9 protein-coding genes and 1 pseudogene are annotated in these 12,929 nt (G+C 59.1%); all 10 read right to left on the reverse strand.

The genetic code is table 11. The features are described 5' to 3' along the window. Nucleotides 1-3: 3 nt before the first annotated feature. The 10 genes and pseudogenes from FPZ52_RS07255 to murC all read right to left on the reverse strand — a co-directional run bounded on the left by FPZ52_RS07255 (nucleotide 4) and on the right by murC (nucleotide 12,917). Complete coding sequence (locus FPZ52_RS07255; protein ID WP_146364822.1) at nucleotides 4-1,689, reverse strand: chloride channel protein; 1,686 nt, start codon at nucleotides 1,687-1,689, stop codon at nucleotides 4-6. A 70-nt stretch (nucleotides 1,690-1,759) separates the two neighbouring features. Beyond that, a complete protein-coding gene (recN, locus tag FPZ52_RS07260; protein WP_146364823.1) occupies nucleotides 1,760-3,433 on the reverse strand; it encodes a DNA repair protein RecN in 1,674 nt (557 codons plus the stop codon). Between the two features lie 36 nt (nucleotides 3,434-3,469). Then, a pseudogene (locus FPZ52_RS07265) lies at nucleotides 3,470-4,281 on the reverse strand (outer membrane protein assembly factor BamD). Nucleotides 4,282-4,445: 164 nt separating this feature from the next. Continuing rightward, a complete protein-coding gene (gene lpxC / locus FPZ52_RS07270; protein WP_146364824.1) occupies nucleotides 4,446-5,366 on the reverse strand; it encodes a UDP-3-O-acyl-N-acetylglucosamine deacetylase in 921 nt (306 codons plus the stop codon). Nucleotides 5,367-5,576: 210 nt separating this feature from the next. Continuing rightward, nucleotides 5,577-7,178 carry a cell division protein FtsZ gene (ftsZ, locus tag FPZ52_RS07275; RefSeq protein ID WP_146364825.1) on the reverse strand — a complete coding sequence of 534 codons (1,602 nt, stop codon included), beginning with the start codon at nucleotides 7,176-7,178 and terminating at the stop codon, nucleotides 5,577-5,579. A gap of 178 nt (nucleotides 7,179-7,356) precedes the next feature. Next, complete coding sequence (ftsA, locus tag FPZ52_RS07280) at nucleotides 7,357-8,688, reverse strand: cell division protein FtsA (RefSeq protein ID WP_146364826.1); 1,332 nt, start codon at nucleotides 8,686-8,688, stop codon at nucleotides 7,357-7,359. Then, the gene (locus FPZ52_RS07285; RefSeq protein WP_146364827.1) at nucleotides 8,685-9,578 is read right to left on the reverse strand and encodes a cell division protein FtsQ/DivIB; all 894 of its coding nucleotides are present in this window, start codon (nucleotides 9,576-9,578) and stop codon (nucleotides 8,685-8,687) included. The genes ftsA and FPZ52_RS07285 overlap by 4 nt, the downstream gene beginning before the upstream one ends. Further along, entirely contained in the window at nucleotides 9,566-10,480 is a 915-nt protein-coding gene (locus FPZ52_RS07290; RefSeq protein ID WP_240804312.1) for a D-alanine--D-alanine ligase, read from the reverse strand. Before FPZ52_RS07290 ends, FPZ52_RS07285 begins: the two co-directional genes overlap by 13 nt. 107 nt (nucleotides 10,481-10,587) lie before the next feature. Continuing rightward, a complete protein-coding gene (gene murB, locus FPZ52_RS07295; protein ID WP_146364829.1) occupies nucleotides 10,588-11,517 on the reverse strand; it encodes a UDP-N-acetylmuramate dehydrogenase in 930 nt (309 codons plus the stop codon). Then, nucleotides 11,517-12,917 carry a UDP-N-acetylmuramate--L-alanine ligase gene (murC, locus tag FPZ52_RS07300; RefSeq protein WP_146364830.1) on the reverse strand — a complete coding sequence of 467 codons (1,401 nt, stop codon included), beginning with the start codon at nucleotides 12,915-12,917 and terminating at the stop codon, nucleotides 11,517-11,519. The genes murB and murC overlap by 1 nt, the downstream gene beginning before the upstream one ends. Nucleotides 12,918-12,929: the final 12 nt, after the last annotated feature.

The following is a 12,929-nucleotide window of genomic DNA, read 5'->3' on the forward strand; positions in this document are numbered from 1 at the left end:
TGATCAGGAATGTTCCTCTGCCGCCACGGCGGCGAGGGCGCGGTTATAGGCCTTCAGTGCATCCACCTGAAACAGGGAGCCGACAAGCTGAGGCGGCTCACCGTCTTTTCCCTGTGTCGTGACCGGCAGAAAATCCGTTTCACCAGCATCGAACTTCGGCAACGCCTGTTCCAGCGTCGCCGCCCTGTCCACGAAAACCCCTTGAGAAATCAGCGCTTCACATTGCGAAGTATCGGGTGCCTTGGGATGGGTCATAGCACGCATGACCGATGACACCCTGAACATCGCCAGAAGGTAGCTTTGCGGACCCGCCGCCATATGACAGCCCCGCCGCTCAAGCTGGGTCAGGAAATAGGACCGATCCACCATGCGGCTGGCCAGCGCCGAGGATAACGACACGGAGGTCATCACAGCTATTCCCGTCTGCCAGTCGCCGGTTAGTTCGAATACGATCATCGTCGTCGAAATCGGCGCGCCCAGAACAGCCGCGGCGACGGCGCCCATCCCGGCCAGCGCATAAAGCGTCTCGCTGCCCGAAAAATCGGGTGCCAATCCGGTGGCAATAATTCCGAAAGCCAGCCCCAGCAGCGCGCCGATCATCAGCGACGGGGAGAATACTCCCCCGCCCATGCGACCGGCAAGGGTCACCGATACCGCCGCACATTTCACGATCAGGAAGATCACCGCTTGCGTCCAGATCAGATTTCCCGTCAGCGCGGCAGAGGTCGTTTCATATCCGACCCCGATGATATGCGGAAACCAGATAGCGATCAGACCAAGTACCGCGCCCGCCACCATCGGGCGCATCCAGCGCGGTAACCCGGTCGCCTGCCATGCCGCAGTGGACAGGCGGTCTGAGAAAAACATCGCGCGCATAAAGAAGGCAGCGACAACACCGGACAAAAGTCCGAGCAACAGGAAGGCCGGTAGTTCAATATAGAAATCTAGCGCGCCGGGCTCTGGCAGCACGAATTCAGTAATACCGCCGTATTCCAGCCGGTTGATGACCGTTCCCGCGACGGATGCAATCGCAATGGGCGCGAAGGCGTGGACCGCGAAGTGGCGCAGGACAACCTCCAGCGCGAACAACGCGCCGGCTATGGGTGCATTGAACGAAGCTGATACCGCCCCCGCAACGGCGCAACCGAGCAAATCGCGGCCCGTTATCCCGTCTGCATGGATACGTTGGCTGACCCATGTCGAGATCACGCCAGCAAGATGAACGACCGGCCCCTCGCGACCACTGGAGCCACCAGAGGACAGCGTGATCAGTGAGGCCAGCGCCGATGCCAGCCCTTCCCTCGTCTCGACGCGCCCATCGTTCAGTGCGGCGCCCTCGATCACGTCGCCAACCGACCGTGCCCGCGCGTCCGGTGTAAAGTAGTGAAGGATCAGCCCAACACATAGCCCGCCCAGAATGGGCACGATCAGCACCCAGTACCAGGGCAGCATTTCAGCCGCGCTCGCCAAGCGCACATCGCTCGTGCCGTAGATCAGCGTCTGAAGCTGTTCGATCCCCTTGCGAAAGAAAAGCGCCGCGAAACCTGCGGCCGTCCCGATCACCAAGGCAATAAACCAGAACTGGACCTTGCTTGGCCCCTTATGACGCACGACACGCCAGCCGCCACGCCAGACGGCGACGGCCTCATCAAGCTGCTGCGATATGACAGACGGCTTCGGATCGCTCACGCGCCCTGCCCTTCAGCATGTCCGATTTGCACAAGTTTGGCACGGAACATCATGAAAAACAAAGCCTTTCCTAGCTTAATTCCTGTGACGCGCGATCGATCAGCGCGTTGGCAGCGGCGCGTGCAGCGTCCGTTACCTGATCACCAGAAACCATGCGGGCGATTTCCGCGACCCGCTCATGCGCGGCCACGACTTCCACATGAGACAGTGTAGTTTCACCCTCGACACGTTTTTCGACTCGCAAATGCTGTTGACCATAAGCCGCGACCTGCGGCGAATGCGTAACGACGAGAACCTGACCGCTTTGCGCAAGTTGCGCGAGGCGTTTGCCGACTGCGTCCGCCGTGGCCCCGCCAACACCCTGATCGATTTCGTCGAAGATCAACGTCTTCGTGCCATCATCGCCGCTGAGACAAACCTTCAGCGCCAGAAGGAAACGCGATAGTTCACCGCCGGACGCCACTTTCTGCATCGGACCGGCAGGCGATCCTGGGTTGGTAGCCACCTGAAACTCAACCGCGTCGACGCCATCGGGACCACTTGCAATACCAGTCACCTGCGTGACAAAGCGCGCCCGTTCCATCTTTAGCGGTGCCAGCTGCGCCTGCATCGCGGTATCCAGCCGTCCGGCAGCGCCTTGCCGGGCCTCAGACAGTTTCGCCGCAGCATCCGCGTACGCTCGCTCCGCCATCGCGACCGATCTGGTCGCCTGTTCCAGTTCCGTGTCGGCTGTTTCTATCCGGTCCAGCCGCGCACGCAACTCATCCGCAAAAGCTGCCAGATCATCTGAGGGGACGCCATGCTTGCGTGAAAGACCCCGCAAGGCAAACAACCGCTCTTCCGTCGCGAGCAGTTCTTCCGGATCAAAGCTCAACTGCGCAAGAACCTGCTCGACGCCAGACTGTGCTTCGGACAGCTCGATCGCAACACGCTCAAGCGCAGCGAGCGGGCCGGACACCGCATCATCCGGCAAGTTCCCTGCCACCGATTCCAGCCAGCGCACGGCATCAGTGATACGCCCTTCGGCGCCTTCCGAATGATCCAGCGCCTGAACCACCCGTTCCACGTCCTGCCGGACCTTTTCAGCGTTCTGCATCAGACGACGCTTGGCATCCAAGGCCGCATCTTCACCCGGTTCCGGCGACAGGTCATCAAGCTCCTGAACCGCATGCCGCAGAAATTCTTCCTCGTCTCGGGCCTTGGCAACGGCGGCTTCCAACCCCTGCATGAACCTTCGCGAGGAAACCAGATCGGTCCATGCAGATCGTGTGTCAGCCAAAAGCGTTCCATTTCCAGCGAAACTGTCCAGCAATGCGCGATGGCCCTTCGCATCGAGCAGTCCGCGATCATCACGCTGGCCTTGCAGTTCTACAAGCGTGTCGGACAGATTGCGCAGGATATCGCCTGAACACCGCCGGTCGTTCACCCATGCAGTTTTGCGTCCATCGGCACGATTGACCCGTCGCAGGATCAGATCGTCTTCAACGGGGATCTCCGCCTCTGCCAGTACTGCCCGCGCCGGGTGGTCGTCGGACAACGCAAAGATCGCGGTGACCTCTCCCTGTTCAGCACCCTGACGCACGATATCTGCACGGCCGCGCCATCCCAGCACAAAACCGAGAGAATCGAGAAGAATTGACTTACCAGCGCCTGTCTCGCCGGTCAGCACGTTCAAACCAGAGCGAAATTCGATCTCGAGATGATCGATCAGCAGGATATTGCGGATTTCCAGCTCAAGAATCATGCCCGTTCCGTTAAGCGCCGATCGACCAAAATGATATCAGAGCCACTGTCCCTGCACTGACTGCCGATAAATGCCGGACAACCAGCTATCGCCCGCAGGCTCCAGCAGCAGCCCCTGCCCTGTCAACAGCGTATAGGCGTCGTTGTACCAATCCGTGCCCTGATAGTTGTAGCCCAAAATTGCCCCGGCGGTTTGAGCCTCACCAACCAGCCCCAAGGACAGATAGGCTTCCACCAGACGATAGAGCGCCTCTGGCGTGTGGCTGGTGGTCTGGAAGTTCTCTACAACGACGCGGAAACGATTGATCGATGCCGCGTAGTGCTCACGCTTCAGATAGTAGCGCCCGATTTCCATTTCCTTGCCCGCCAGATGATCAAAGGCGAGGTCGAACTTCAGAATCGCAGAGCGTGCATATTCACTGTCCGGGTAGCGCTCGATCACCGTCCGCAAAGATTGCAGCGCCTGAAAGGTCAGCCCCTGATCGCGCCCGACATCGTCGATCTGGTCGTAATAGCTGAGCGCCAGAAGGTACTGGGCATAAGCCGCGTCTTCATCCGCAGGATAGAAGTCGATGTAACGCTGTGCGGCTCCGCGACTCGCTTCGTAATCGCGGTCGCGGTGCAGGGAATAGGCCTGCATGATCAGAAGAACGTTTCGCCCATTCGGAATACGGATAGAGACGCTCCACCTCGCCGAAATAGCGGGCGGCGTCTTCCATGTTGTTTTCCGATAGCTCGTATTCACCGCGATCGAAGATTTCCTTCGCAGAAGTTTTCCAGTGCGGGTTCCTGATTGCTACCACCGCCGCAACCAGCAAGAACTGCCGTCAACGCGATGCAAGCGATCATACGATGTGTGAAGAGACGCAACTTGCCCGCATATGTCTGATTATTCACTATCAACCGCTGCTCCTTGACCGGCTCACAGCGGGGATAGCACGAAAGATTCCCGGGAAAAATGGGTTAGTGCTCTTTTTCCGGTCAAGCGCTCGTGCGGACATAGTCGGTTGAGTTCAAGCACACATCGTCAGATCAAGATGACTGACGCCGACACCGGGCAAATGGCTGGCGGTATCGGTATCGCATTCCTCAAAGCACCATGCGCTGTCGTCGGCAAACAGCGTGCGCAGCAATTCATTCGTCAGGGAGTGACCCGACCGGATACCGACGTAACGGCCAAGGATCGGTGCTCCGGCAGTCGCCAGGTCGCCCAAGGCATCAAGCATCTTGTGGCGCACGGGCTCGTCAGAATGGCGTAACCCACCCGGGCTGAGAACATCCCCATCATCAAAGACAACCGCGTTGCGTGTACTGCCACCGAGCGCCAAGCCGTTGGCACGCATCACATCTACATCCGATTGCAGGCAGAAGGTACGACTGTCGCAAAGCTCACGGATGAATGTGCCGTTGTGCATGTTCAGCGCGAGCGATTGGCGACCGATCGCCTCGTCCGCGAAATCGATGCTGAAATCGATTTCCAATCCTTCGGACGGCTCAAGACGCGCACAGGCCTGACCACGGCACACTTCAACTGGCTTCAGGATACGAATCGCACGCACGGGAGCATCCTGACGATCCAGACCCGCATTCATCAAACCGCGCACGAAAGGTGCAGCGCTGCCATCGAGAATCGGAATTTCAGGGCCATCAATGTCAATCAGCGCATTATGGATACCCACACCGGCAAGCGCGGCCATGATGTGTTCAATCGTCGAAACGCTGATGCCGTCCTTGTTAACGACCTTCGTGCAAAGCGACGTCTGTTCAACAAAATCCCAGCGCGCGAAGATCATCTGATCCGCATCGCGGACGTCGGTGCGGCGGAAGCGGATACCAAAGAATGGTTTCGCCGGATGAACAGACAAGCGAACAGGACGACCGGTGTGAAGTCCCGTTCCCGTGAAACGTGCTATGGTTTTCAATGTCGTTTGCATGTCATGCCTCTCCGGGCCGCTTGTTGCTCGTCTAGCTACCTAGGGCGGCGGGGGCATGCTCTCAACTCAATCTTTGCAACGGTCTGAAACATGACATTTTTCGATAAGCGAAAAATTGCCACCACTCGGAAAGCCGAAAACTAAACTTCTGTTAACAAACGAAAAAGGCAGCCGAAGCCGCCCTTCACATTCGTTACATGCAACGCTACGTCAGTTTGCTTGACGACGCAGGAATGCGGGGATTTCGATACGGTCCAATTCAGCATCTTCGTCCAGCTGATCCTCAGAGACCGGCTGCATATTCGGTGCCGGGCGCGACATTTGCGCCCGTCCCTCACCGGCTTGGCCATGTCCGTGGCCCTGCCCCGTCATGCGGTTGATCAGGGAATTGATGCCGAAACGTTGCTTGTCGGCGTGATGGATTTCCGCACTGGGCTGGGCTGGTCGCTCCGTCGGGTTGCGATCAGGTTGCTTGCTGACAGCAGCTTGGAGACGGCGCAGCGTGTCCTCGGATGGTTGCCCGCGCGTCGCGTTGGGACGCGGTGCGACGAAGCTTTCCGGCGCATCCTGAACCGTCTCTGGCTCCGGATGCGGGGTGTAAGCCGGCGGCGGCAGATCATCATCGCGCTGTGTTGTGACCGGTTGGTGGGTGCTGGAGGTATCCAAATTGTGGAACAATGTCGGCTCTTCTTCTCCCACTCGCGACTGCGGTGCATGCGCGGCAGGTGCCTCGACGGCAGCCGCAGCTTCCGGCTGATGAGCGGTTTTCTCCTGCGAAACTTCGCTGACCAACGGCTCGGACAACGCCCGGCGACGCACCGGGCTCGCTTCTTCGATATCCTTTGCGATGGCATCAATGCCCGTTGCCACGACCGATACACGCATCACGCCCTGGATATCGGGGTCCAGTGTCGAACCCACGATAATGTTCGCATCCGGATCGACCTCTTCGCGAATCCTGTTCGCGGCCTCGTCCAGTTCGAACAGCGTCAGGTCGTAGCCGCCGGTGATGTTGATCAGAACGCCCTTGGCGCCTCTCAGGCTGATCTCGTCGAGCAGCGGGTTGGCAATGGCCTTCTCTGCAGCCTGAACGGCGCGATCTTCGCCCTCGGCTTCGCCTGTGCCCATCATCGCTTTGCCCATCTCGTCCATCACGGCGCGCACGTCGGCGAAATCCAAGTTGATCAAGCCCGGACGCACCATCAGGTCCGTGACACCTTTGACACCCTGATAGAGCACATCGTCAGCCATCGAAAACGCCTCGGTGAAGGTCGTCTTCTCGTTGGCGAGACGGAACAGGTTCTGGTTCGGAATGATGATCAGCGTGTCGACGACCTTCTGGAGGGCTTCCACCCCATCCTCGGCCTTGCGCATACGTTTCGACCCTTCGAACTGGAAGGGTTTGGTCACAACACCAACAGTCAGAACGCCTAGCTCACGCGCCGCTTGTGCAATGATCGGGGCCGCGCCCGTCCCAGTGCCGCCGCCCATACCAGCGGTGATGAAACACATATGCGAACCGACCAGATGATCCACAATCTGTTCGATGGATTCTTCAGCCGCCGCCGCGCCAACGGCTGGGCGCGCACCAGCGCCGAGACCCTCGGTCACCTTCAGGCCCATCTGAACGCGTGCCTTGGACCTGCTTTGTTGGAGCGCCTGCGCATCCGTGTTTGCCACCACGAATTCGACGCCATCCAACTCTTTTTCGATCATGTTGTTGACAGCATTGCCGCCAGCACCACCCACGCCGAACACCGTAATCTTCGGCTTGAGCTCTTCCTGCTCGGGCATAGTCAGATTCAGAGTCATAGTTGGATCCGCCTGTATAATTTTTGCGGACTTTTGCGCCCGCGACTGCCTTATTGACGCCAGCTTACCTATGAGCAGGCATATCGTCACCACAAAAAGTGGCGAAACTGGCAAAATCCACCACTTTTCGGCAATTTTTCGCGACATTCTTACTGTCGCGTTAAACTTGGGATGCTTTCTACCAGTTTTCCTTGAACCACTTGACCGCACGGCGGAGCGGGCGGGGGTGTAATCGGTCAGCGGGGATGTCGAAATCCCACCACTCATCCTGCGGGTTCGCGGCAAATAGACACAGGCCAACGGCAGAGGAAAATCCCGGCCCGGTAGCCGCGTGCGGCAATCCTTGAACGCGCAATGGGCGCCCCAGCCGCGCCTGATGCCCTAGCACGCGTTGCGCCAGCCCCGGCAGGCCGGGAATCTGGCTACCGCCGCCCGTCAGCACAAGTTTCTGACTAGGCAGGTAGTCAAACCCGGCCGCATCCAGGCGTGCGCGCACTTCTTCAAGGATCTCCTCGACGCGCGGGCGCATGATTCCGATCAGTTCACTTCGGCTGACCTCGCGGCGGTCATGCTCCCAATCACCTGTTTCGCTGCGGAGCTCGATCATTTCCAGATCGTCGCGCCCTGTCGCCGTCACACCGCCATGAACGGTTTTGATCCGTTCGGCCATATCCAGCGGAATGCCCAGCCCCTTGGAGATGTCCTGTGTAATATGTCCGCCACCGAACCGGACCGTGTCGCCGTAGATCATATGCCCGCGCATGAAGATTGAAATACCGGTCGACCCCGCGCCCAGATCAATGCAAGCGGCACCCAGTTTCTGCTCATCCTCGACCATCGACGAAATCGCGGAAACATAGGCCGATGACGCCAACCCCGCCAGTTCCAGATCACAACGTTTGATACAATGCAGAATGTTTTGCACGCAGCCCTGATCCACGGTCAACATATGCATATCCGTGGTCAGGTGTTGTCCCACCTGTCCGCGCGGATCGCTCAACCCGCTACGACCATCGAGCGCGAAGTTCACGGGCTGCGCATGCATGACCGTTCGATGCGCGCCGATATCAGGCATGTCGCAGCTGGCAAGCACATTGGCAATGTCACTGCCCGCGACCTCATGCCCCGCCACATCCACTTGGCCCAGCAGCCCGTAAGACCGAGGGCGCGCGCCGGAAAAGCACACTATCGCATGATCAACCCGGACCTGAGCCATCTTTTGCGCCGCCTGAACGACGGTTCGCACCGCACGCTCCGCTTCCGGCATGGTGTCGATCTCGCCGCTACGCATGCCCCGCGCCCGAGTCGTTGCCGCGCCAATGATACGAAAGCGTGATTGCCCGGCCATCGATCCGACACCATCCACTTTCGGACGCGCTTCACCGTCAAAGCGCAAGATCAGGCACGTCACCTTCGCGGTGCCGATATCAAGAATCGCGACGACTCCCCGCTGCATCGCGGCTTTGCGCATTTGCCGCATGGCACGTTGGGATTGATACAATTCTGTCATTGACTTGCCAGCCCCTTCTCAAACGCGCGTGTTGTGCGCTGATATTCCATTGCGTCCGGTCCGAGTCTGATCGTCGGGCGCTCGGCGACCCTCATATCCACCGCGACCACATCACGGGTCAGAACATCCGCTGCCGCATCCATCGCAAGAACCCGCTGCAAGGCGCGAACAGGCTCGCTCTCGGGCAGCTGGATGATCTGGTTACGATCCAGAACCACATCCCAACGCCGCTCTCCCTGACGAGTCAGACCGCGGACACGGTTTTTGATGTGGCCAAGCGACTCCCAAAGCTCCAACGCCTGGGGAACGGCAGCGCTCGCACCATCGCCCGTGATCAACGGCAGATCAGGTCGGCCTTCTCGACGGTCGATGTAAGCAATGCGGTGGCCCGTGCCATCCAGGATCATCAGCCCCGAACGGTCGCGCCACAAAATCGCGGGCGTTCTTTCCGTGACGTTCAGACGAAGCGCGCCGCCAAGTTCGACATTGACCCGCACGCTTTCCACCGCATCGAGCGATGAAATCGTTTGGTTGATCTGGTCCTTATCCAGTCGCAGCCAACTGACCGGAAACTCGACCGGCACGCGACGACGGATTTCATCTGCGAGAACCGGCGATGCCCCCGTGATAGACATCTGGCGTATCTGGAATTCGGGACGTGCCTCGATTGAGGCCCTCACCTGTCCGACCCATTCCCGGAACATCTTCTGCTGCGCAGGCTGTGCCACATAAACACCACCAAGAAACACGAGCAGAAACACCGGCAGGATAAAAGTGACAAAACGGCGGAAAGAGGGCGACAACCAAAGGCGCGTCACACGATACTGAAGACGGCTCGGCGCCGGATCACGACGCAGCGTTTCTCCGCGGCTTGCGGTCAGCGTCCGCACGAGGCGTCCTCCAAAATCCAGCGGCACAGCTCCCCGAATCCGATACCTTTATGCGCCGCCTGTTCGGGTGCCAAGGACGTGGGCGTCATACCCGGCTGCGTATTCGTTTCCAGCAGAATTAGTCCATCGAGGCCCCGGCTTTCATCCCAACGAAAATCGCTGCGGCTCAAACCGCGACAGCCTAACGCCCGATGCGCCCGAACCGCATAGTCGAGGCAGGCCTCAAAAACCTCTTCGGGAACATCTGCGGGGACCACATGGCGCGAGCCACCCGGCTTGTATTTTGCGTCATAGTCATACCAGCCGGTCGCATAGATATCTGTCACCGTCAGCGCTCGGGTGCCCAGAACAGCCGTGGTCAGTTCCCGACCGGGCGCAAACTGTTCGACCATCACCTGTGACGGCATGGTTGGTGCCAGCTGCGGCGGGCCATTCGCGGCCTCATGCACCAGATAGACCCCGACCGAAGATCCTTCATTGTTGGGCTTCACGACATATGGCGGCAGCATGGCATGTTCACGCTGCGCCAGTTCAGCGGACACGATGCGGCTGTCGAGCACGGGCAGACCCGCCTCCCGGAAAACCGTTTTGGACCGTTGCTTGTCCATGGCAGTGGCGGACGCGAGTACGCCACTGTGCGTGTAGGGAATCTGTAGCCATTCCAGCAACCCCTGAACGCAGCCATCTTCTCCAAAGCGGCCATGTAGCGCGTTGAAAACAACGTCAGGCTTCATCTCGGACAAACGAGTCGCCAGATCCGGCCCGCAATCGATTTCCTCGACACGGAATCCTTCGGTTCTCAGTGCCGCAGCACATTCGCGCCCCGAAGATAGCGACACCTCACGCTCAGCCGACGGCCCGCCTTTAAGGACCGCCACCAAGGGTTCTGTCATGATGGACATACCCTGCCTCATTGTTTCGGGCTGGTTTTGCCCGCTGCTCTTCTCGTGTCCCGGTTTCTTTTCCGGGTTGCTGTATGAGCGTTTCCGCCCAAGCGGTTACGGAATCCTTAAGCTGGATCACCGACCCGCATGATTTCCCAGACTAACTCTATTCCGCTGGTCTCGAAAACCCTTTTTCGAACCTCTTCGCCAAGTGCTTCGAGTTCTGTTGCCGTAGCGGCACCTGTATTGGTCAGAAAGTTGGAATGCATCTGCGACATTTGCGCGCCACCAAGCGCCGCGCCGCGCATCCCTGCCTCGTCAATAACCTTCCACGCTTTCAATTCATGCGTGTCATTGGCTCGTCCGGTGGAACTGAAACCCGCCGGGTTGCGAAAGGTTGATCCTGCCGTGCGGTCCTTGGTGGGCTGAGTTGCGTCGCGCTTGGCAACCTGGTCGATCATGCGTCGCTGCAAATCATTCGGATCACCCCGCGGTGTTTTCATAGTCACTTGCGTCACGATCCAGTCGGGTGGAACCTCGCTGTGGCGATAGGCAAACCCCATATCCTGAGGACCGAGCGTCATCCGTTTTCCAGAACGGGTAACGGCCTGCGCCTCAAGAAACACATCTGCCATGTAGCTGCCGTAGCAGCCCGCATTCATTCGACAAGCCCCGCCGATTGTGCCGGGGATCGTGCGCAGGAATGTCAGATCACGACCTTGGGAGGCCGCGCGCTTGGCCACTTGTGCGTCCAGCGCCGCCGCGCCCGCCGTTACCGTCTCGCCGTCAAATTCAACACCATTGAAACCACGGCCCAGACGAACCACTACACCACGAATGCCGCCATCACGCACGATCAGGTTCGATCCCACCCCCATCGGGAAGACCGGAATGTCGGGATCGAGCGCAGAAAGGAAATCACACAGGTCCTGCTCGTCAGCGGGTTGAAACAGCCAGTCGGCAGGCCCGCCAACACGCAGCCATGTCAGTTCAGACAGAGATCTTTGCGACGTCAGGCGACCTCGCACCGCGGGAAGAGTGACCGTGTCAGACATCACTTCTTTTCCAGCCGCTCCGGCAGATTGTTTGCCCATGCGCTGATCGTGCCCGCTCCGAGACAGACGACCATGTCGCCCGGCCGCGCCTGTTCGCGCACCAGCCGCTCCAGATCATCTTCGCTCAGAACCGCCCGTGCATGACGATGGCCGTGGCGAACCAGCCCTGCGACCAGATCTTCCCGCGTCGCGCCCTCGACCGGGTCTTCTCCTGCGGAATAAACCTCTGCAATTCCAACCACGTCAGCATCGTTGAAACAGGCACAGAAGTCATCGAACAGCGAATGCAAACGGGAATAGCGATGCGGTTGATGCACAGCGATCACACGACCCGATGCCGCCTGACGCGCGGCTTTGAGCACCGCTGAAATCTCGACCGGGTGATGACCGTAATCATCTATAACACTGACGCCATCCACCTCGCCTACCTTGGTGAAACGACGATTTACGCCCTTGAAGCCTTGCAGCGCAGAGCGGATATCGTCCTTGGTCATCCGCAAATAGCGCGCAACCGCCACCGCAGCTAGCGCGTTGGACACATTGTGATTGCCCGGCATGGGCAGCGAGCAATCAGTGATCACCTGATCTTCGTTCTGAAGATGGATGTCGAAATGCGCAACACCCGCCTCATAGCGCAGATTCACCGCGCGCACATCGGCTTGCGCGTTGAAACCAAAGGTAACGACGCGCCGATCCGTGATCTTGCCGACCAGAGATTGCACCTCTGGATGGTCAGTGCAGCACACCGCCAACCCGTAGAACGGGATGTTCGAAACGAAATCGTGGAAGCCCTTGCGCAGCGCGTCGAAGTCGCCCCAGTGCTCCATGTGCTCCGGGTCGATGTTTGTCACGATTGCAACTGTCGCGGGAAGCCGCGTAAACGTGCCGTCGCTTTCGTCGGCTTCTACTACCATCCATTCGCCCTGCCCCATCCGTGCGTTGGAGCCGTAGGCGTGGATGATCCCGCCATTGATCACGGTCGGGTCCAGCCCACCCGCATCCAAAAGCGTGGCAACCATCGTGGTTGTGGTCGTCTTACCGTGCGTTCCAGCGACGGCAATATTCGATTTCAGCCGCATCAGTTCGGCCAGCATCTCGGCGCGGCGCACCACCGGCAGCCCCTTCCTGCGCGCTTCGTCCAGTTCAGGGTTACCCGGTTTGATAGCAGACGAAATCACGACGACTTCAGCCTCGGTCAAGTTCTCCGCCTTCTGTCCGATGAAAACCTTCGCGCCCAGTTTTTCCAGACGATCCGTAATCTTGGATTGCTTCAGATCGGATCCTTGCACCTGATAGCCGTGATCGAGAAGCACCTCGGCAATTCCGGACATGCCGATGCCGCCGACACCCACGAAATGGATCGCGCCGAGTTCCAGCGGTAGTTTCGTTGCGGCGTTCATTTGCGCCTCCCA

This window comes from Qingshengfaniella alkalisoli (genome assembly GCF_007855645.1).
Classification (GTDB): domain Bacteria; phylum Pseudomonadota; class Alphaproteobacteria; order Rhodobacterales; family Rhodobacteraceae; genus Qingshengfaniella; species Qingshengfaniella alkalisoli.